The sequence below is a fragment of the Alkalihalobacillus alcalophilus ATCC 27647 = CGMCC 1.3604 genome (genome assembly GCF_000292245.2).
GTDB lineage: Bacteria > Bacillota > Bacilli > Bacillales > Bacillaceae_D > Alkalihalobacillus > Alkalihalobacillus alcalophilus.
Map to the genome: position 1 here is coordinate 69029 of NZ_ALPT02000005.1, position 20852 is coordinate 89880.

20 protein-coding genes are annotated in these 20852 nt (G+C 37.4%); 3 read left to right on the forward strand and 17 right to left on the reverse strand.

All coding sequences use genetic code 11. The annotated features are described in order from the left end of the window. Positions 1-26: 26 nt before the first annotated feature. From BALCAV_RS21055 to BALCAV_RS02440, 7 genes are all read right to left on the reverse strand, one after another. The gene (locus BALCAV_RS21055; protein ID WP_136446143.1) at positions 27-1475 is read right to left on the reverse strand and encodes a GAF domain-containing sensor histidine kinase; all 1449 of its coding nucleotides are present in this window, start codon (positions 1473-1475) and stop codon (positions 27-29) included. A 132-nt stretch (positions 1476-1607) separates the two neighbouring features. Beyond that, the gene (locus BALCAV_RS02415) at positions 1608-3038 is read right to left on the reverse strand and encodes a four-carbon acid sugar kinase family protein (RefSeq protein WP_003320817.1); all 1431 of its coding nucleotides are present in this window, start codon (positions 3036-3038) and stop codon (positions 1608-1610) included. Next, positions 3038-3940 (reverse strand): 2-hydroxy-3-oxopropionate reductase, encoded by a 903-nt coding sequence (garR, locus tag BALCAV_RS02420; RefSeq protein ID WP_003320818.1) that lies wholly within the window; start codon positions 3938-3940, stop codon positions 3038-3040. Before garR ends, BALCAV_RS02415 begins: the two co-directional genes overlap by 1 nt. A gap of 68 nt (positions 3941-4008) precedes the next feature. Further along, on the reverse strand, positions 4009-5376 hold the full coding sequence (locus BALCAV_RS02425; RefSeq protein ID WP_003320819.1) for a GntP family permease: 1368 nt from the start codon (positions 5374-5376) through the stop codon (positions 4009-4011). Positions 5377-5422: 46 nt separating this feature from the next. After that, positions 5423-6268, reverse strand: a complete 846-nt coding sequence (locus tag BALCAV_RS02430; RefSeq protein ID WP_003320820.1) for a MurR/RpiR family transcriptional regulator — start codon at positions 6266-6268, stop codon at positions 5423-5425. 319 nt (positions 6269-6587) lie between these two features. After that, positions 6588-7067 carry a metal-dependent hydrolase gene (locus tag BALCAV_RS02435; protein ID WP_003320821.1) on the reverse strand — a complete coding sequence of 160 codons (480 nt, stop codon included), beginning with the start codon at positions 7065-7067 and terminating at the stop codon, positions 6588-6590. A 174-nt stretch (positions 7068-7241) separates the two neighbouring features. Then, the gene (locus BALCAV_RS02440; RefSeq protein WP_003320822.1) at positions 7242-8576 is read right to left on the reverse strand and encodes an allantoinase; all 1335 of its coding nucleotides are present in this window, start codon (positions 8574-8576) and stop codon (positions 7242-7244) included. Between the two features lie 236 nt (positions 8577-8812). Between BALCAV_RS02440 and BALCAV_RS02445 the strand changes: the two genes are divergently transcribed. Then, complete coding sequence (locus BALCAV_RS02445) at positions 8813-9220, forward strand: hypothetical protein (protein ID WP_040323404.1); 408 nt, start codon at positions 8813-8815, stop codon at positions 9218-9220. Positions 9221-9436: 216 nt separating this feature from the next. Here the strand turns inward: BALCAV_RS02445 and BALCAV_RS02450 are convergent, their stop codons facing one another. From BALCAV_RS02450 to uraD, 10 genes are all read right to left on the reverse strand, one after another. Further along, complete coding sequence (locus tag BALCAV_RS02450; protein ID WP_040323405.1) at positions 9437-9877, reverse strand: hypothetical protein; 441 nt, start codon at positions 9875-9877, stop codon at positions 9437-9439. A 150-nt stretch (positions 9878-10027) separates the two neighbouring features. Then, positions 10028-10810 (reverse strand): hypothetical protein, encoded by a 783-nt coding sequence (locus tag BALCAV_RS23005; protein WP_268746789.1) that lies wholly within the window; start codon positions 10808-10810, stop codon positions 10028-10030. 44 nt (positions 10811-10854) lie between these two features. Then, positions 10855-11727: a putative ABC transporter permease subunit gene (locus tag BALCAV_RS23010; RefSeq protein WP_040323407.1), complete on the reverse strand. Its 873-nt coding sequence runs from the start codon at positions 11725-11727 to the stop codon at positions 10855-10857. Next, positions 11727-12500 (reverse strand): ABC transporter ATP-binding protein, encoded by a 774-nt coding sequence (locus BALCAV_RS02465; protein ID WP_003320826.1) that lies wholly within the window; start codon positions 12498-12500, stop codon positions 11727-11729. The genes BALCAV_RS23010 and BALCAV_RS02465 overlap by 1 nt, the downstream gene beginning before the upstream one ends. A 90-nt stretch (positions 12501-12590) precedes the next feature. After that, positions 12591-12872, reverse strand: a complete 282-nt coding sequence (locus BALCAV_RS02470) for a hypothetical protein (RefSeq protein WP_003320827.1) — start codon at positions 12870-12872, stop codon at positions 12591-12593. 126 nt (positions 12873-12998) lie between these two features. After that, complete coding sequence (locus BALCAV_RS02475) at positions 12999-14249, reverse strand: pyridoxal-phosphate-dependent aminotransferase family protein (protein WP_003320828.1); 1251 nt, start codon at positions 14247-14249, stop codon at positions 12999-13001. A 16-nt stretch (positions 14250-14265) separates the two neighbouring features. Then, on the reverse strand, positions 14266-15510 hold the full coding sequence (locus BALCAV_RS02480; RefSeq protein WP_003320830.1) for a Zn-dependent hydrolase: 1245 nt from the start codon (positions 15508-15510) through the stop codon (positions 14266-14268). Between the two features lie 334 nt (positions 15511-15844). After that, on the reverse strand, positions 15845-16858 hold the full coding sequence (locus BALCAV_RS02485; protein ID WP_003320831.1) for an ABC transporter substrate-binding protein: 1014 nt from the start codon (positions 16856-16858) through the stop codon (positions 15845-15847). 302 nt (positions 16859-17160) lie between these two features. Next, the gene (gene uraH, locus BALCAV_RS02490) at positions 17161-17496 is read right to left on the reverse strand and encodes a hydroxyisourate hydrolase (protein ID WP_003320833.1); all 336 of its coding nucleotides are present in this window, start codon (positions 17494-17496) and stop codon (positions 17161-17163) included. A 16-nt stretch (positions 17497-17512) separates the two neighbouring features. After that, entirely contained in the window at positions 17513-18016 is a 504-nt protein-coding gene (gene uraD, locus BALCAV_RS02495) for a 2-oxo-4-hydroxy-4-carboxy-5-ureidoimidazoline decarboxylase (RefSeq protein WP_003320834.1), read from the reverse strand. Between the two features lie 294 nt (positions 18017-18310). Between uraD and BALCAV_RS02500 the strand changes: the two genes are divergently transcribed. Both BALCAV_RS02500 and BALCAV_RS02505 read left to right on the forward strand, forming a co-directional pair. Beyond that, positions 18311-19966, forward strand: a complete 1656-nt coding sequence (locus tag BALCAV_RS02500) for a PucR family transcriptional regulator (RefSeq protein WP_003320835.1) — start codon at positions 18311-18313, stop codon at positions 19964-19966. A 265-nt stretch (positions 19967-20231) separates the two neighbouring features. Further along, positions 20232-20738 (forward strand): GNAT family N-acetyltransferase, encoded by a 507-nt coding sequence (locus BALCAV_RS02505; RefSeq protein ID WP_003320836.1) that lies wholly within the window; start codon positions 20232-20234, stop codon positions 20736-20738. Positions 20739-20852 lie beyond the last annotated feature (114 nt).

Here is a 20852-nt window from a genome sequence, read left to right on the forward strand (position 1 = left end):
CGCTCCCCCCTCAATTAAAAAACTCTTTATTTAATCGGCAAAATAATCTCAATTTTTGTTCCTTTTCCTAGATTGGAATCAATTTGTATGGAGCCACCAACTTCATTAATTCTCTCTAACATACTACTAATGCCGACACCTTTTTTTATTTCTTTTAGTTCGAATCCTACCCCTTTATCTTCTATCAATACTTCAACTTTTTCCTCTGAAAAAATGAGACCGATCATCATCTTATTCGTTTCAGCATGTTTTTTACAATTATTAATGGCTTCTTGAAGTACACGCCATAAGCAAACTTCACGTTCTTCAGATAATGCTTTTAACCCTTTTGCTTGAACCTCAATTTGTAAGCCAATTAACTCACTATATTTTTTAATCGCAGACATTAAACCAAACTCTAGTCCCTCTGGTCGTAATTGGTAGATTAACTGTTTTAATTCCTGTAAAGCTTCGTTACCGAGTTCATGAATCAATTGAACAGAAGCTTGAATCCGAGGATCATCCACCCGCTTTTCTAGTCCCTTTGCATGCAAAACTAATGAAAATAATAACTGATTAACAGAATCATGTAAGTCGCGTGCTAAACGATTCCTTTCTTCCGTTCGAACGACCATCTGCTGCTTTTTTTCAAGTTGAATTTGCTTAAGATGAAGAGATAAATGGGCCATAAGATCTTGAATAAGCGACTCTGATTCTTTCAAAAAATGACTGGAAAATATCATCAGTGATAATTCCTCTCCATCTAATTCAATCGTTACTTTGTGTATATGTCGATTTTTCACGCCATTAAAAAACGTTTCCGTTCCGTACGATAACTGTACACCGCTCCAATCAAAAAAGGTGAGCATAACCGTCCCCGCCTGCTCTAAAAAACGTCGTTCGTCCGTTTCCTGTTTCATTATCGCTATATATTTTCCAAACTGCGAGAGGATTTTGGTCCGCTCTTGTTCTTGTAAAAAGAGTCGAAACCGTTTCACTGTTGCACCAATTTGATAGGCGACCGTTTCAAATAACTCTAACTCCTGATTACTAAACTGATCAATTCTTGGCGACGCAACATTGATTAATCCAAATGACTCTTCTCCTGCTTGAATCGGAATCGTTGCATGCCTTTCCATCCCATTCGTACTGCCTAAATTATGAAGAGTCGCTTGTTCAAGTCGTTTGCAATTCATAATATTAATCGCATGTGTTAACTCATTGTTTTTATATTTATTTAAACACCAGCATCCACCTTTTCTTAAAGGCTCACATTCATTATGAGATAATCCAGCCGGCAAACCAGAATAAGCGACTAATTGCTGTTGCTCCGATTCATCCATTAAAAAAATCCAACCACTTTCAATCCCTGTCGTCTCTAATAAAGCATCCAATACTGCTTGGAGCATTCCTTCTAAGTTATCGCCTTCATTCAATGTTTTGGAAATCATCCGTAATGTTTCAAGAGCATTCATACGAATCAACCTTCCACTCAAAGCTTGAGAATTCCTATTACTTATTTTACATGATTGAGAAGTAGAGGGAAATGTTCGAAATAAAGATGCGTTTTCGTACAAAAAAGCAAAAAACAGATGAAAAGCTCTCGTCTTCTCATCTGCCTTTTCTATTTATTTTCCTTCTAATACTTCTATAACTTCTTTTAACGTTTCTGGCTGCCCGACATTTCCCGGAAAAATGACATAAGAAGCATCAGGAAACTTACTTTCTTGACCAGTTGTCCAAACTGGAATACCCGGCTTAACTTGCCCAGCAACTTCTGCCCGCTTCACTGATAAGCCCATTGTTCCTATGCTGCTTGATGTAATCCCACCTTTAGCTACAATATAACTCGGCTGAACGCTTAAATCACGAACGATACTCGTAACCGCATCAGAAATTTTTACGGATTGCTTCAACTCTTCTTCTTTCATATTTTCTCCTAGGTCTAAACGTTCACGTCGAGTAAAATAAACAACCGATTGACCCTTTTTAATAGCTTCCTCACACGCTAAGCGAACTCTCTTTGTTTCTTGTTTGAATTTATCCTCATCTTGGACAAGATGTACATCAAACTCAATTCCTTTCACCAAACCACTTTTAAGTAAATGATTTAATTGCTGAGTCGTTTTCTTCACATGAGATCCGACCACAATTAATCCACCGTTTTTATTCTGTTCGCTCACCATATTAGCACGTAGAAGCAATGATTTATCACTGATCCCCCCGAGCACTTTTGTCAACGCAGCAGCACTGCGGCAAAGGAATCGCTTTCCTTCTTTAAGAGCTCGCATAAATGCCGTTGAGAACACTTCTACATCCTCATAACCTACAGCATTTACGACCACCTTTTGAAAGCCCTTTGTTTCAAGTAATTGTTGTTTAACCTTTTCGATACGTTGATTACGTAAATCGTCTAAGCTAATATAAATGGTCCCCTCTTTTGTGAATTTACCATCTGTTTTTTCTTCAATCCACTCCCCTAGATGGGAGGCAGTAAATCCGAATGTGCGGTCCTTTGCAAACTCTGTCTCACCTACAGGAATTAGCATGTCACCCTCTTGTACATAATGAACATCATTAATAGTAAAGCGACCCCCTTCCTTAAAAAAAGGAATAATGATCTCTCCATCAAAACGAAGATCGCTTTGTTTTTCAATCGTTTGTTTAAGGGTCTCTGTTTCAAGCGGATAATTCCCTCTAAGTGTAGAGTCTCCACGACTGATAATGACATAAGGGATTCCCATTTCATCTGAAACAGCCTGAACTCGTTCAGCAATTTGCTCATGGTATTCTTTTGTTTCCCTTTCTGTAAACCCACGCGAGTTTGTTAAAATGAAGAAAATGCGACGGTCTTCACTAAATCCGGCATGAATTGATTCCTTGTCCCAATCTGTATAAACCGAAACTCCGTGCACCGTTTGAATTCCTGTCGGGTCGTCATCAAGCACGATAACCTTAAAAGGAGAATCCTCTAGTTCCGCTCTCAATGCAGCTTTAATGGCTCCGCCGTCTACTTCAGGCACTTGACTCATTACTTGATGTACATGTAACGGGTTCATTATTTATTCTCCTCCCTTTCCACAACGACATTGGCCATTTTTTCGTAATGCTGAACGATACTTGCATGGTCAAATTCTTCTTTTCCATCTGCCACAAGAGAATGAAAAATCTCTAGCAATTGACTTGAAAGTGGCAATGGTACATGAAGCTCATGTGCCGTATTCATGACGTTTGTTAAATCCTTCATATTAATATCTACACGTCCACCTGCTTTAAAATTCCGATCAAGGATCATTGGAACTTTAGCATCCATTACGGTGCTTCCAGCAAGTCCTCCACGAATCGCTTGATACATCTTTTCAATATCAATACCCGCTTTTGCAGCAAGTGTTAAAGCTTCTGAAACCGCAGCAATATTTAAATTAACAATAATTTGATTGGCTAGTTTAGCTGTAGTCCCACAACCAGAGTCACCTACAAGAACAATATCTGTTCCCATTGCCTCTAATACAGACTTTGCGTCTTCAAATACAACTTTTTCTCCACCAACCATAATGGCAAGCGTACCATCGATTGCTTTTGGTTCGCCTCCACTTACTGGTGCATCAAGGAAATGAACACCTTTCTCTGCCACTTGTGAAGCCATTTGTTTTGAATCAACCGGAGAGACAGAACTCATATCGATAATGATTAAACCTTCTTTTGTCCCTTCCATAACACCGTTTGGGCCGAATAATGCTGCTCGAACATGCTCACCTTTAGGAAGCATCGTAATCACAATCTCACTATTTTCCGCCACTTCTTTTCCTGATGTAGCAGGAGTAGCTCCTTCTTTTGCAATCATATTAACAGCTTCTTCGTTCAAATCAAAAACAGTAACAGAAAACCCATTCTTCAACAATTTTTTTGTCATAGGCATTCCCATAATACCGAGTCCAATAAATCCAACATGTTTCTTCATTGCTTTTCTCCACCTTTTAATCTATCTATTTTTATTTAAATCACTTAGTCACATGCTCTAGTTTCTCTTTAAATTCCTGGAAGAATACTAGATATAGCACTTAATAAGTAAATCACTGTCAATGCGGTGAGTCCCGCGATAAAGCCACCAATGCTCCAAACACGAAGCGTTTCTGAAACCGAGAGACGCCCAAATTTTGAAACAACCCAGAATCCAGAATCATTTGGTAGAGAAAGACCAATTCCACCGGCACATATCGCAAGACCTAATAAGATCGGTGAAACTCCTAAATCAACTGCCATTGGTCCCATAATCGTTGCCGTTGTTACAAGTGCCACCGTCGCACTTCCAAGAGAGGCACGTAAGATTTGGGCAAAAACAAACCCTAATAATAAGGCAGGCATATTAAATCCTTGCATCATACTAATTAATAAATCACCTAAACCTGTTTCTTGAACAACTCGTCCAAAAGCACCACCAGCACCCGTTATTAAAAGAATCATTCCAGATGCCTCAAATGCTTGTTTCATAACTGTTCCTGTGTCTTCTTTAATATATGGTTTTAAAACAAAAATCGCTACAATTACACTAATAAGCAAAGCACTGTTTTTGTCACCGACTATGGCAAATATGGTTGGCAGTAACGCCTCTTGATTCTCACGGAACACTACATTATTCATCACTGTATTCGATAAAATTAATACAATTGGAAGGGCTAGCATTGCATACGATAGCCATGTAGGGATTTCTTTCCGTCCCGAAGCTTTTGCCACCGCTTCCACTTCTTCTTTTTCATCGTCTAGTCTATTTCCATTTGGAATACGCTTTCCAATAAATTTACCATAAATAACTCCCCCTACAAGAGTTGCTGGAATTGCAACTAATAGTCCATAGAGGAAAAAAACACCAATATCTGTCCCCATTTGGTCAGCCACTACTAAAGGACCAGGTGTAGGAATGATTAAACTGTGTGAAACAATTAAACCAATGGCTAGAATCGTTACAAAAGTCGCCAAAGAAATTTTTGTCTTTAAAGATAAACTATAGACAAGCTTATTTAAAATAATAAATGCCGCATCAAAGAACACCGGAATCGCAACTGTTGTAGATGTTGCAGCTAAAGCATATGGAGAATTTTTGACCCCAAAAGCACGAAGCATAGAATTCGCTATTTTTTCAATAGCACCAGATGCAGCTAAAAATTGACCAAATATAATACCAAGTCCAATTAGAATCCCAACGCCAGTGAGTGTCCCTCCAAACCCTTCGGCAATCACACCCGGAATTTCACGTGCCGGGATCGTAGAGAGTAAACCAATACCAATGGCTGTGACTAAAAGAGCAATAAAAGCATCCCACTTAAATTTAATAATTAGAATAAAAAGGACAATTAAAGCGATTACAAAACCGAAAATAAGCCCATTTCCTGTTAACATAAGAGCACCCCATACTTCATAATTTATTTACTAAGACTAAGATCGTTTACTTTTTCATTCGAGTAACGGCTAGGCGTGAACGATTTATATTCGTTTTTCCTTCCCCTCCTGATTCAGCTACTACACGTGCATATAGTGTGTCCATTAATGCAAGCTGTACTAGCCTTGAAATCATCGCATCAGCCTGACGCGTCGTTTCATGGGCCTGTGTGACGAGCAAGCAATCAGCTAGTTCGGCCAAGGTAACCTTATCATTTGAAGTAATGATTAACACAAAAGCTCCATTATTTTTAGCCATCTCACAAACGTTAATAATATCAATCGTTTCACCTGAATGTGAAAGGGCGATAACCATATCTTTTTCATTCATATGACTTGCATATATTGCTTGATAATGCGGATCCTTTACAGATAGCGTCATGCCACCAAGCCTCATAAATTTATGGGCGCCATCTTCCGCAATTGTTCCAGACAACCCTTGCCCAAAAAAGTAAAGCCTTTCAGAATCCATGATTTTTTTAACAGCAGATTCCATATGATTTAAATTCATTTTCTCTTTTGTCATCGCTACCGCTTGCGAGAATTGCTCTCCTATTTTTTCAAAAATGATAGTTGCTGCATCCCCAGGCATAATATCAATTTCCTCAAGAGAAGGCGGTTTCATTTCTGCCAATTCTTGTGCAAGTGCCACTTTCAATTCTTGATAACTGTTGTAACCAAGTTTTTTATACAACCGTACAACGCTCGGCTCACTTACCTCACTAAGGAGAGCTAGTTCATTCATTGAAAGTAAAAATGGTTTTTCATGCTTTTGGAGTTGAACAATGATTTTATCTTCCGTCGTTGTAAGCGATTTCTTTTTACCTTTAATCCGTTCTTGAAAACTGGACACCTAAACACCTCCTACTTATTAGTAGTAATATTACTACATGAAATTTTGATTTTCAATACTTTTTTAATGCATTCACCAATATTAACCGAAGAATCCGCAATAAACGAACTTTCACACAAGGATTAAATGTAGTTTAATTACACAAACTAATAATTTTGTTAGTTTTACTACAATAACATACTCTTAACTTTTTTTAAAACAAGAAGTTTCCCAATAGAAACCGTCTAAAAAAAGCAATCAACTATCCTCATATCGTTACTCCCTACCAAACATAAAGAGGGCATTTCTAAAATTCTAGAAATGCCCTATTTATGCTTAATCAATAATCTATCCAAATCATTTCAATAATAAAATAAACGACAAGAATCGCTAATGCAGAACCGAGTAACTTTTCTATGCTACCACCTGTTCTAACAGTAAAAGGAAAACGAACGGTAATGTTTAGAGGATAGAGAAACTTAATCCCATTCCGAGTAAATGAATCCAATACAAAGTGACTGATCATGCCTGATAAAAGACCAATTGTTATCGCTTCAACTGGGACAAACTTATTCATTAAAAATCCAACGATACATAAAAACAATAAGCTATGCGTAAACGTTCGGTGTCCAAAAAGCGTATTGACCGTTTTCGATAAAAGAGGAAATCTTCTCCCTATTTTACTGCCACTATGGCAAATATCCGGTAATAATCCTCCAACCGCTCCTGATACCATTAAAGCCAACGGGTCATAGCTCGTGAATTGTGCGACGGTGGCCGATAAGGCAAGTCCACCGATAAGATGTGTTTTTCCTGTCAATCTTTTAACCTCTTTCTCAAACCTTTTTTGAAGTAGAAAACCTGTACTTCCCTCTCATAAACTTAAAAATACAAATTTTACCTCTATGTACCTCACGATTTAACTGTACTAGTTTATCATGTTTTCAATCGTACGAGATTGGTTTTAGATTGATTCATTAAAAGTAACTAAGATTCATCTATTTGACACATCGGATTTATCGTCATAAACAACGACACCGCGAGAAATTGTATATTTAACTTTCCCTTTAAATTTCTCCCCCACATACGGACTTATCGAATGACGATATTTTAAATCTTCTGTTTTTAACGTAAATTCTTCATTTAAATCCACTAATACAAAGTCTGCGTCAGCACCGATTTGGATTGTTCCTTTTTCAGGGTAAAGCTTAAATCGTTTCGCTGGTTGAACACTTAGTAGACGAACCATATCTGTTAAAGCTAAATTCCTCTTATGATAGCCTTCCGTTAACAACACATTTAACGTACTTTGACAACCAGAAATTCCACCCCAAACATCAAAAATCGTTTCACCTTTTTTTAATTCAGGTAGAGAAGGAGAATGATCAGAGCTTACTAAGTCAATTTCACCTGCTTTTAATGCCTGCCACAGCTCATCCACCTCATCTCGTGGCCTTAATGGCGGGGCACATTTAGCTAATTCCCCTATTTTCTCAAACTCATCTAATGAAAAGTATAAATAATGAGGGCATGTTTCCACGGTAACATCAATGCCTGCTCTTTTTGCTTGTAAAATTCTTTTGATGACTTTACGGCTGCTGACATGACAAATATGAATACGACATCCCGTTTGTTCCGCAAATCGTAAAATTCGCTCAACCGCTTCTAATTCGGATTCAATCGGTCTTGCCTCACTATAATCTCTTACAGAAGTCCTTCCTTCTTCAAGCGCTTTTTGTGATAATTCATTCACCATTTTATTGGATTCAGCATGGACAGCAAGGATGCCATCAAGTTCAGCGATTTTTTTCATTCCGTTTAACAACGTATCATCCTCAGAAAACACAAAATCATCCGTCCCACTTGCAGACATAAAAGCTTTAAACCCAATCACACCCGCCTCATCTAAATCCTGCAAATCATCTAGATTATTCGGAACGAGCCCACCCCATAATCGGTAATCAACAATTGATTTCTGTTTCGCAAGCTCATTCTTTTTATCATACTCCACTCGATTGATTGTTGGTGGATTGCTATTAAGTGGCATGTCAAAAAAAGTGGTTACCCCGCCAGCAGCTAGACTTGCACTTCCTGTCTCAAATCCTTCCCAAGCGGTCCGCCCTGGTTCATTAAAGTGAAGATGAACATCAATCACGCCTGGAAATAAGTGTAGTCCACTCCCATTAATCATAGTCTTCGCCTTCGCATCTAATATCCCAACTTCTGTCAATTCGACAATCTTCCCTTCTTCCACCGCAATATCTGCCTCAAAAATAGAAGAATCTGTCACCACTGTCACAGAATGAATGATTAATTGATATATCTTCATACATGTTCCTCCTACCCAATATCAGTCCATTTCTTTTTATCATAACGAAAAAACAGGAAGATTAATTTCCAATCGTTAGATTTTATGACGTAATTTATTAGAGGATTTTTCAAAAATATATAGTTTATTTCCTATGAGAATAAAAATCTTCTGTTTTGCAGGTATAAAAAAAGGTGACAAAGTCATGCTAAGAATTAAGAGAATTACCCATTTTTATGAAGGAGGATTATTTATTAATGAACGATAAGAAGAACTTAATTCCAATTTTATTATTTATTTGTAGTTACTTATTGATTCAACTTTACCATTTCAATCAGCTACTCTTTCTATATACTGCATCCGCACTTGCTTTGATTGTTTCCAGCTGGCAACTAAACAAATGGTCCAAACGTCAAAAAAAACTAAAACAGTTAGCCTCGAAATCTAATTCAGATTTAACGACGGTCGAATTACATCAATTACTAAAGCTTTTATTTAAAAAGCAAGGCTATCAAGTCGAAGAAAATGAAGGAATTGCTGCTTTTTTATTAAAGAAAAACAAAAGAAAACATCTGTTTTTATCCAAAATAAAGAGGTTACAAGCCCAACGATCCAGCAACTTATTAACTATAATCAAAACAAAATGGTTAATCATAGCTTTCTAGTCTGCATCGAAGGCTATTCCTTATCAACTAAAAAGTTAGCTCATGCCAACCGAATTACATTAATTAATGAAAACGTATTAGATGCGATGAAGGAACATATTTTACAAAGAAGATTCTTTTCGACTAAGCAGCAAACGTCCGAGAAAAACTCTTCTTCACGCTCCGTTGATTCTTAATCTTAAAAGGGAGAACAAGAAGCTATCAAATTGCAACCGCCTACATGATAGCTTCTATTTCCTTTTTTTGACCTGCACTCAACGCATTACATACTGCTGGCTTTTCGGACTCTAATCCTGGCACCTCTCTAATTTCATTGCCTATCTCAGTTTTTTCGCACTCTAATCTCGGCAATTCTCTAATTTCATTACCTATCTCAGCTTTTTCGCACTCTAATCCCAGCAACCCACAAGTTTCATTACCTATCCCAGCTTTTTCGCACTCTAATCTCCACAACCCACAAGTTTCATTACCTATCCCAGCTTTTTCGCACTCTAATCCCAGCAACCCACAAGTTTCATTACCTATCCCAGCTTTTTCGCACTCTAATCTCCACAACCCACAAGTTTCATTACCTATCTCTGCTTTTTCGCACTCTAATCTCCACAACCCACAAGTTTCATTACCTATCCCAGCTTTTTCGCACCCAAATCCTCGCAACTCTCAAATTTCATTACCAAATAATCCTTTTTCGTACCCTACTCCACACAACTCTCAAATTTCATTACCAATCCCAATCAATTTTCAAACAAACAAAAAAGACCCCATAAAGCCAGTGTCTACTAGCCTCATGGAACCTTCTTATGCTACCTACTTATCTTCAAAGGTAATATTAACACCTTTATCGATGTTTTTTGCACAAATTGCCAAACTCCCCCATGTGACGAATCCAATCACAACAAGATAAATGGCAAATCCAATTAGATTGCTCCACCAACCCGATGCTAAGTTTCCTTCTAACATACCAATGAGAAAGGAAGGTATCCCATGTTCAGATTCCGCCGCATTCAAAATATCACCTAAGTACTCATTTGGGAAAAAGGTGAGTGCTGTCGGAATGAAGACGATAAACAAGTAAAAAAATAACATCATCATCATAATGATCGAGCTTGCTGTATCAACCCGGTTTTGTGGATTATTTGGATTGTATTTACTTCCAATGCTACTAATAAATAGGCCAATCGCTACAGCTCCTACTAACACACCCGTAACCCCTAGCCAGCCTAAGAAGATGCTTATGACAGACCAATTAAAAATTAGGCCTGAAACGATTTGTACTATTGCTACAAATACAGTCATTATGATTACATTCGCCCAAAACTTACCCATGGCTACCTTCCAACCAGATAGTGGAAGAACTCGTAATAAATCAATCGCATACGCTTCACGGCCTAAAGACCCTGCACTAAAAAATCCGGACACTAATACGGCCATAAAACAAAAACTCACTTGTAATGTTGGCCACGTGATATAAGGAGCTTGCTGTAAGGCAGACCAGCCGCCTTCAAAATCTCGTAAATTCAAAAAGGGAAAAATGATAATAACCAATGTCGGAATAACCGCAGTCCACTCCCGAACATCTCGTTTAATCATAAGCCATTCCTTTTTACTCATCATTCGAATCGGTCCATTAAGGGTCACTTTTTTATTTTTTTCTTTTCGTTTTTCTTTTTCCTTCCACTCGATTCACTTAGGTTAACCCAACCGGTTAGTAACGCTCTTTCCACCAAAATAGATGAAATCCAAAATATAAATAGCGTTAAAATGATTAAAAATATCAACATGATGACGGTCTTCAGTTGCCATTCTCCCAATAAAGAGTCCGTTAAAACAACAGCCCCCCAATGCATCGGTAGCCACTCTGGAATTCCAGCAAGTTGGCCCCACTCCATGTTCTCATCAAGTGAAAAGAAGCTACCATTTAATAATTGAAAACCTAAATAAAAGGTGATCCCAGCTAAAGCAGAAACAGCAGTAAAAAGCTCCTTTGCTTTTGTTGGAGGGATTAATTGAATTAATAATAAGTTGATTAAATAAGCAAGTGATACACCTAAAATGGTAAAGAAAAAAGTCACAATATAACTAATCGGGTAATAGTAAATAGAAGCTCCTGCCGACACCCCAAAGACGGTCAGACAAAAAACAGCAAATAAATAGGCAATAATCGGTATACCTAATAAGTTCAATAGAAATTTTGCCCAAAAGATATCTTTGACTTTGACAGGCAACGTAAATAATAATTCAAGATCACTCTCACTAAACAAACGATTAAAGACAAGCGGAATCGTAAAAATAAGTAAAACGAGTGAGAGTAGCAAAAGCCCATACTCATTGATGATTGGAATCGCTTGTTCAGGAGCATGTCTGGCCAGCATCATGATAAAACTTCCTGCTATAAATAAAACGAAGAGTCCTATGAACGCTAAAAAAGCATAAGCAAATACTTTAGTCGTATTTGAAGATAAATCGCGATACTCATGTTTAATGAACATTTTCAAAAGGCGGAACATTAAACTTCCTCCTCTTTCATACTCGAGACAAGAAGTTGAGATTCGGCATCTCCTGTTAAATCTAAGAAAATATCTTCTAAAGTCGAATCATTTCCTCTTTCTTTTTTTAATTCATCCATAGAAGCGACTGTGATGAGTTGTCCATCTTTAATAATCCCAACTCGATCACACATTTGCTCGGCTATTTCTAAAATATGTGTCGACATAAAAACCGTCATGCCATCATCACATAATTGTCTTAGTAAGCTTTTTAATATTTTTGCACTTTTTGGATCTAAACCAACTGTCGGCTCATCCAAAAATAAAATCTCAGGTTTATGTATTAAAGCGGCACAGAGGGAGAGTTTTTGTTTCATTCCATGTGAATAATCACCAGCATATTCATCTAAACGACCCTTTAACGAAAATAACTCTGTATAATGATTCATTCGTTGTTCAAATAACTCATCTTCAACTTCAAATACACTCGCGATAAACTCTAAATATTCCCGCCCTGTCAGCTTCGGATAAATTAAAGGCTGGTCAGGGACATAAGCCATTTTCTTTTTCACTTCAATTGGCTTTTTTGCAATATCCATTCCGACCAACTCGACAAAACCAGCTGTAGGTTCTAATAAACCTGTCATCATTTTAATCGTTGTTGTTTTACCCGAGCCATTAGGCCCAAGAAAACAAAATAATTCCCCTTTATTCACCGTTAGATTGACTTCTTTGACCGCGTATTTTGTTCTAAATCGTTTCTCCAACTTCACAAGTCGAATCGCTGTTGGCATCTTACCCCTACTTTCTTTTTTCATTCTTAGTATTACTTTATCAAATTAATCCCAATTAAAACAAAGGTTAAGAGAATACAGCAGGGCTTTCTAAACACTCCTACTGGTCAAGATATATTTTTTGGTTATATAAATAAAAAAGGCTCCTGCTAACGCAACAACAAAAAAAGACACAAAAAAGATGCCGGGAATTGGCCCTTGGTTAATCGAACCAAAATTCACTTCCGATTGAAGAAACGCTACACTATCATAGGCGTAGATAATATCCGGTTTATACAAAATAGTTGCAAACCAAGTGTAAACAAAAGCTCCAACGAAATAGAGAATATGAACGATAAGAGAGAAAAAGATAGATTGAAAGAATAACTTCATATAAGACACCTACTAACCTAATCATTTCCTTTTATTATACATGATCCCCCTAAAACTAAAACCAATATTTCCCTTAATTTCAAAAGAAAAAATGGCTAAAGCATCTGCTTCAACCATTCCCACTGTTTATAAAACGGCCCGTTCTTCTTTTAGAGCTTCTGAATAATAGGACAAAGCAGCCTGCACCGCCTCACCTCGATGAACCGATACGCCACTGGCTATAAGTACCGCTTCAAGGGCACCAAGTGTTAACAAAACATTTCGTTTTTGACAGCTATACCCCATCGTCCCAATTCTCCAGATCTTCCCCGCGAGCGGACCAAATGAACTCGCAATTTCAATTCCAAATTCATCAAGCAGCATCCTCCTTACTTGCTCTCCATTCACTCCCGCTGGAATAGAAATACATGTAACCGTCGGCATCTTGCTCGCCTCATCACCGAATAAAGTAAGCCCCATCGCTTTAATTCCCGCCACTAATGCTTGTTCATTTACGCGATGGCGCTCAAAACGCTGCTCCAATCCTTCCTCAAGAATTAACTTCAACCCTTCATTTAATCCGTAAAGCATAGCTGTTGCTTCAGTATGATGATTCAAACGGGCTGGGCTCCAATAATCCTGTAATTGACTTAAATCAAAATAATTGCTTTTAATTCTTCTTTTCACATTTACTTCAGATCTTTCCGTAATCAACCCTTGTTCAATCGATTTTCTTTCTTTTAGTATGTTTTCAACTCGCTCGTTATAAGTTAGTGGAGCCATTCCAGATGGGACTGACAAACATTTTTGCGTCCCCGTAATCAGACCATCTATGAACCATTCATCCGTTTTGACGTCGGTACCGCCGACCGTCGCCACTGCATCGACAATGAATAAAATGTCAAGCTCACGACATGCTTTCCCGATTTCTTGAAGCGGCTGCATTCTTCCAGTCGATGTATCACCATGAACCATTGCCAATATTTTTGGTTGCTCTTTTTTTAAAGCCCTGATAATTTCTTCTGGCTCAAAGACTTGCCCCCACTCTTTCTCAATAATCGTCACTTCTGCTCCGCAACGTTCAGTAATTTCTTTTAATAAATAACCAAAACGACCAAAGCAAGGAATCAGTACTTTATCGCCTTCTTCAATTACACTACAAAGCATTGCTTCAATTCCTGCTCGCGAAGTTCCATCGATCGGAAAAGCCCACTCGTTTTTTGTTTGGAGTACCTCCCGTAATAATTGCATCGTTTCATTCATAATCGATGTAAAGGCTGGATCAAATTGACCTAATATCGAATGAGACATCGCCTGTCGTACTCTCGGATCGACTTCTACTGGTCCTGGTGTCATAATCGTTCTAACCGGAATGTGTAAAGGCTGGTTTCCTCTCATATAGTTCTCCCCTTTTTTATTTCGCTAACTTATATAACGTCTGAAATAACACTTCTGTACCTGCTGCACAATCTTCTATACTTGACCACTCTAAAGGGTTATGACTAATACCACCCTTAGACCGAACAAAAATCATCGCCATTTCTGTGATTTTGGTCATCATTAAAGAATCATGCCCGGCCCCACATGGTAACGTCATCGTCGGTATCTTTAATTCTCCACATGTATCGACAATTGACTGAACAAGTGCTGGTGAACATTTAGCTGGGTCGACTTCTTTATTGACTTCAATCTTGACTAATACGCCACGTTTTTGAGAAATTTTTTTTAATAAAAGGTGAAGCTCCTCAATCATCTCCGTTCTTTTTTTAAGGTCAACATGCCTCACATCGACTGAAAATTTGGCCCTTCCTGGAATAATATTGACCCCACCTGGCTCAATATGAAGCTTCCCGACCGTACCGACACCATCATATGTTTTGGCTATTTGTTCAACAGCTAACATCATTTCCGCCATCGCAAGGGAAGCGTCTTTTCTCATATGCATCGGTGTTGCCCCAGCGTGGTCAGCACTGCCAATAACCTCGACCTGTAACCAAACAGGCCCTTGAATATGTGTGACTACACCGACCGATAAATTCTTTTCCTCTAGTACTTTCCCTTGTTCAATATGCATTTCAATAAAGGCCTTGAGCTCCTTTTTTTCCCTCTTACATTCTTTAAATTTTTCCGGCTCTAATCCAGCCTTTTTTAATGCTTCATATAAAGTTATTCCACTATCGTCTTTTAACTCTAAAGTTGACAATTTCAACTCTCCAGCTACTGCTCGACTCCCAATGTATCCTGTCCCAAATCTAGTCCCTTCTTCATCTGTAAAAGAGACAACTTCAATCGGGTGCTCTAATTGTATTTCCAATTCCTTTAACCTTCGAACCGCTTCAATCGCTCCTAATACACCTAATGTCCCATCAAATTTTCCACCATCATACACGGTATCAATATGCGAGCCTGTCATCACAACAGGAGCTTTTTGATTATTCCCTTCAAGTCGACCGATAATATTTCCGACGGCATCTATTTTTACACTTAAACCAGCAGCTTTCATTAGCTCAATCAAAAACTCTCTCGCTAATAAATCTTCTTTTGATAACGATAATCGTGTATTCCCTCTTTCAGGGTACAACGGATCGTTTCCGATTTGATTTATTCGTTCAATGGTTTCCCATAATCTCTTTTTATTAATTTGCATCGATGCTATCATGCTAGTCCCCCTCGTTAAGAATACACCCTATCTCGTATCGTCCATTCTAGTTCGTTTCTAAATGAGCGTCATTATGCATGTTAACCAAAAAGCTTTATATCCTTTAGTTGTTTTAACTAATGAGTAAACATCATCCACCCAAAAGTGAATCTACCACCTTCTCTTTAATTCCTTATTAATAGAAGAATCCCCTTCTCTTCTCATCATTTTACATATCAAAAGCTTGGCAATCAGCCATGAATTCATCTTTCTTTTACACCGGACTAGTAAATACTCGGCTTTTCCCACAAAAAAGAAAGTTATCCGAATGGAAAACTCTCTTTTTTCTAATGACTTAAGGTAAAAAGCTTGAAGTGAATATTTGTGAAGCTTCGACTTTTTCATTTAATAATTCAAGTTCATATAATTGCTCAATTAACAGGGACCAGCGTTCTTCTGACATGTAACCAACCCCATTTTCCGTTGCATCATGACCAAAAATGAAGTCTATTTGTTTGTCCGCTTCATCTGCTAGTTCATCTAAAGCAATTTCGGGATTGTCTTCATGAATGATTTCATTAATCTCATCTGAATGCTCCTTGTAGTACTCCCAACCTTTTAAGAAAGCCGCCACAAAACCTTTCGTTAATTCCTCATTCTCTTCTAAATAAGACTCTGTAGAAAAAAGGACAACCTGATAAGGATCATAACCAGATTCAGAGATTAACAATGTCTCAGTTGGCACTCCTTCCTTTTCAAGCATATAAGGTTCTGAAGTCACAAAGCTTTGGGTAACAGATTCTAAGTCTCCTAAAAAGTTCACATGCTGACCCGTATAAGCTAACTCTTCCACTCCTGACAAATCATAAGCTCCTTTGAGGAATTCCCAATATGCGACACCAGGTTGAACATATGTCGCTCGTCCATTTAAATCTTCAAAGTCAGTGATGCCGGCCCCTTCATGAAACATAAAAGCTTGTGGACTAGATTGCATAACCGCCGCAATTGACTTCACTTCTACCCCTTCATTTCGAGCAAGTAAAATTTGGTCGGCATGCGCTAGACCAAACTCTGCACTTCCAGAAGCGACAATTTGAACACCTGAAACTTGTGGTCCACCCGGCTCCAATGTTACATCCAAACCAACCTCTTCAAAGTAGCCTTGCTCAACCGCCGCATAAGCACCACCATGCTGACTTTTTGGAAACCAGTTTAAAACGAGCTTCAGTTCTTGTAAATCACCTGTAGAACCCGACCCCGTATTTGCTGATTGATCATTTGAAGCTCCACCACAAGCAGCTAATAAACTACTAACAACCATGAGTCCTACAACGATGAACCATTTTCTACTTTTAGGCTTTTTTATCATTCAATTATTTCCCCCTCTTAATTGAGCATCCTTTTGCCATTCTGTTCTGTTACACAAAATTATATGAAGATGAAAGGGTGTGATCATTGTACAGGATGACTAAATTGAAGATAAATCTATAGTTACTTTAAACAATCCAAACCATCATACCGTCTCTTCTATTCTGGCAATCAAAGTTGGAAATAGACAATTGCCTAGTAAACAGTCAAATAAGTTGCTCAAGACAAACAGTTAGGTTAACTTACAAACTTTCGAATCCCTTCATATCATAAGGATGTTGTTACGCATTGGTGCTTTTTTTGTTAACTACCACGATATGTACTATAACCACCTGGTGCAATTAATAGAGGAATATGATAATGCTCCTCTTTATTAGTTACAGAAAATTGAATCGGCACTTTATCTAAAAAAGTATCTTTGCCAAAGTACGTTCCTACATAAAAAACTAATTCATAAACGCCTTCAGTTAAATCTTCCCCCTCAAGTAAGGGGTAATCAATACGGCCATTTTGATTCGTTTCAAATGTACCTAATATAAATCGTTTTTCTGAATCAAGCTTCCACAAATCAATTTTAACTTGAGCTGCTGGTTTTCCTATACTCGTATCTAACACATGTGTCGTTAATGCTCCTGCCATTAGACTCCCCACCTTTTTACGCTTTTATCATTTGATCTAATCGGTATCCAGCAATCTTGCATACTTCCTTTAAAGCTTTCTCTTTTTCCTTATCATAGGAATGCTCTACCCTTTTTTGCATCTGTTCTTTAATGCTTTCCTTTGTGTGTTCCTTTACCGCTATAATAAACGGAAAGCCAAACCTCTGCCTATATCGCTGATTTAAAGCAAAGAAGGACTCATACTCTTCCTTAGATAAAACATTTAAACCAACTGATTGTTGCTCCTTTACGGAATGTTCGGTCATTTCTAATTTTGCCCCTAAATCCGGATGGGCTCTTAATAAAAGTAGTTGCTCCTGTTCCGAAGCCTGAAAGACCGTGCTCGTAAAAAGTTCTTTTAATTGGTCTATCCCCTTCAACTCTACAAATCCATACGTTTTTTCAGCTACCCATGGTGAATCTTCAAATACATGACCGATCTTTTCGATAAAATCTTCTTTTGACATTTGCTTGACTTCTTCTATTAAATAGTTGTGCATCTACATCCCTCCACATGTTAATAGCGATTCTCTTTGCTATTATTTGAGACATAACCAAAATTCAATCTGATAGGAAGCAAACGATCTCAAGGCGGAAATGAACTAGTTATTATAACTAAAAAACTCAAACTCTTTGACCCATATGATTGAATTTTTTAATAGACACTCTTTATTTTGGACGTTTTAAACAATGATTGGATCTTTTTTGTAAGATTATATCTCAAAAAAGTATATGTAAAGCTCTACTTTCTGTAAATTATAATTAAAAGGGATGCCATACGGGGTGAGAATAAAATGAAGCTAATGGAAATATTAGAGCTTGCAACATTTAAACAATCAAAAATTGTCGCTGGGGAAGATGGTCTAAAACGTCATGTTCAATCTGTTAATTTAATGGATGCACCAGATATTATTCATTACTTAAATAAAGATCAGCTTCTCCTCACGACAGCTTATTCTTTACAAAATCAAGAGGAACTTTATACACTAGTTGAGCAAATGGCCGAAAAGGGCTGTGCCGGCTTAGGATTAAAAACAAAACGATATATCGAAAAAATTCCCGATAAGATTCTAGAGCTAGCCAATGAGTTCGACTTTCCAATCATTGAACTTTCACTTGATTACTCCTTAGGTGAGATGTTAAATGAAGCATTAGGTTACATTTTGAAAGAACAAACGTCTGATCTTCACTATGCTTTAACGATCCACCGAGAATTTACTGACATTATTTTATCAGGTGGTGGATTTAACGCCATTGTTGAACGGCTTTCTCAATTGTTAGAGTTACCAGTCGTTTTACTTAATGATCGCCTCGATATTATGACAGCCTCAGCAACTGCTGATAAAGATTCATTTTTTGACGTCTATTGGTATGTTCATGAGCTCATCCACGACAAGGAGTATTTAAGCTATCAACAATTAACATTACCACACGATAAAGATGAACATTTATATGAAAATTTTATTCTTTACCCCATTATCGCTTCGACTCAGCAAAAGGGTTATTTAATTATTTTAGGAGGCTCTCCTCGTCAGCCCTCCCCTTTTATACTAGCTGTTGAACAATCAGCAAATGTGATCTCATTTGAATTTATGAAGCTATATGCCATTGAGCAACAGGAAAGACGAATAAAACATGAGTTTTTTACTGATTTAGTTGATGGAGCAATCACCACAAAAGAAGAATTATTAAATCGCGGTAAAGCCTTTGGTTTAGAACGCTTTCACCAATATGTTTGCATTGCATGTAAAATGGATTCAGATTCAACCATGCAAACAACAGCCTTCCCTTTAAAAGAAGAAAAGAAACTAAGATTAAAACGAGAGCGTACATATGAGCTACTCGAATCGTTACTTCTTAACCACTATTCGGAATGTGTACTATTTACAAAAGGCGACCTATTTACACTGATTGTAGGCTTTGATTTTTATAGTGAAACAATTGAAGCACAATTAATCGATATTCTGAACAACATCCAATCAGACTTACAGCAGATGCTTGATATTACGCTCTCTTTTGGGATAAGTAATAACAATGAAAACTTGTTAGAGATTCCAGGAACCTTTCAAGAAGCAGTTGAAGCCTTACGTTCTGGTTTTCGTGAAAATCAACAATCCTTTATTAAAATGTATCGTACGAAAGAATTAACTGAAATATTGAAAACGATCCCAATTCAAAAACTTAAAGATTATTATTTAACAGCATTAAAAGAGTTGGCCGATCCAGATGATAAAGAAAAGGAAGACTTAGTTCTAACATTAATGACTTTCCTTAGTAACCATTGTCAAATATCTGACACAGCGAAAAGTATGTTTGTCCATCGTAACACCGTCATATATCGAATCAAAAAATGCGAAGAAATTCTCGGTACTAATTTAAAAAATCCCGATGAAACACTTAAATTACGACTTGCTCTATTCGTCAAACCTTTAATAGAACGTTATATTTAAGTCTGATAGGTGATAATCACTAGTAGAAGTCGTTGAACAGTTAAAATAGAAGCAGATGGAAAAGTTATAACAGCTTTTATATCTGCTTTTTATTATCATTTTATTTGCACCGTAATTACACCTGTGCTCGTTTTTATTACTATTCTGTAAATCGATATATCCACTACCTTTAAAATCTGATAAGATATATAAAATTAACGATTTGCATCTATTTACTTCTAATCTCTTAACTTACCTACTATTAAAATCAATTGAGGTGGATATAATGAGTCAACAGTTTCATTTTGTCGATGCGACTAGAGCTGATCTAGAAGCCATTGTCGACATTTATAATTCAACAATTTCCAGTCGTATGGTAACAGCAGATCTAACCCCTGTATCTGTCGAAAGCAAAGTCGTTTGGTTTGAGGAGCATCATCCCAAAACAAGACCGCTGTGGGTCATCAAAGATAATGATAAAATTTGTGGTTGGATTAGCTTTCAGTCCTTTTACGGTCGACCAGCCTATCAAAAAACCGCTGAAATTAGCATTTATTTAGATCCTGACTATCGTGGTCATGGATTAGGAAAACTGGGATTACAATATGCAATTGAAGCGGCTCCTACACTTCAAATTCAAACAATTCTTGGTTTCATTTTCGGCCATAACGAACCAAGTATAAAACTGTTTAAAAAGTTTGGATTTGAACAATGGGCCGATTTACCAAAAGTAGCCGAATTGGATGGAATTGAACGCGACTTGATTATCTTAGGGAAACGACTTAAAGATTAATTATCACTAGCATATGAGTAATACCCATCACAAAACAATAAAAAACTCCAATTTGAACGAAGCTGTTCAAATTGGAGTTTTTTTATTTAACTAGTAATTATTCCTGTTCTATAT

Coding starts and splice junctions, on each gene's coding strand:
- BALCAV_RS02415 (WP_003320817.1), bottom strand. CDS start 3,038: ATGAACCCGTTACATGTACATCAAGTAATGAGTCAAGTGCCTGAAGTA.
- garR (WP_003320818.1), bottom strand. CDS start 3,940: ATGAAGAAACATGTTGGATTTATTGGACTCGGTATTATGGGAATGCCT.
- BALCAV_RS02425 (WP_003320819.1), bottom strand. CDS start 5,376: ATGTTAACAGGAAATGGGCTTATTTTCGGTTTTGTAATCGCTTTAATT.
- BALCAV_RS02440 (WP_003320822.1), bottom strand. CDS start 8,576: ATGAAGATATATCAATTAATCATTCATTCTGTGACAGTGGTGACAGAT.
- BALCAV_RS02445 (WP_040323404.1), top strand. CDS start 8,813: ATGAACGATAAGAAGAACTTAATTCCAATTTTATTATTTATTTGTAGT.
- BALCAV_RS23005 (WP_268746789.1), bottom strand. CDS start 10,810: ATGATTAAACGAGATGTTCGGGAGTGGACTGCGGTTATTCCGACATTG.
- BALCAV_RS23010 (WP_040323407.1), bottom strand. CDS start 11,727: ATGTTCCGCCTTTTGAAAATGTTCATTAAACATGAGTATCGCGATTTA.
- BALCAV_RS02465 (WP_003320826.1), bottom strand. CDS start 12,500: ATGCCAACAGCGATTCGACTTGTGAAGTTGGAGAAACGATTTAGAACA.
- BALCAV_RS02470 (WP_003320827.1), bottom strand. CDS start 12,872: ATGAAGTTATTCTTTCAATCTATCTTTTTCTCTCTTATCGTTCATATT.
- BALCAV_RS02475 (WP_003320828.1), bottom strand. CDS start 14,249: ATGAGAGGAAACCAGCCTTTACACATTCCGGTTAGAACGATTATGACA.
- BALCAV_RS02480 (WP_003320830.1), bottom strand. CDS start 15,510: ATGATAGCATCGATGCAAATTAATAAAAAGAGATTATGGGAAACCATT.
- BALCAV_RS02485 (WP_003320831.1), bottom strand. CDS start 16,858: ATGATAAAAAAGCCTAAAAGTAGAAAATGGTTCATCGTTGTAGGACTC.
- uraH (WP_003320833.1), bottom strand. CDS start 17,496: ATGGCAGGAGCATTAACGACACATGTGTTAGATACGAGTATAGGAAAA.
- uraD (WP_003320834.1), bottom strand. CDS start 18,016: ATGCACAACTATTTAATAGAAGAAGTCAAGCAAATGTCAAAAGAAGAT.
- BALCAV_RS02500 (WP_003320835.1), top strand. CDS start 18,311: ATGAAGCTAATGGAAATATTAGAGCTTGCAACATTTAAACAATCAAAA.
- BALCAV_RS02505 (WP_003320836.1), top strand. CDS start 20,232: ATGAGTCAACAGTTTCATTTTGTCGATGCGACTAGAGCTGATCTAGAA.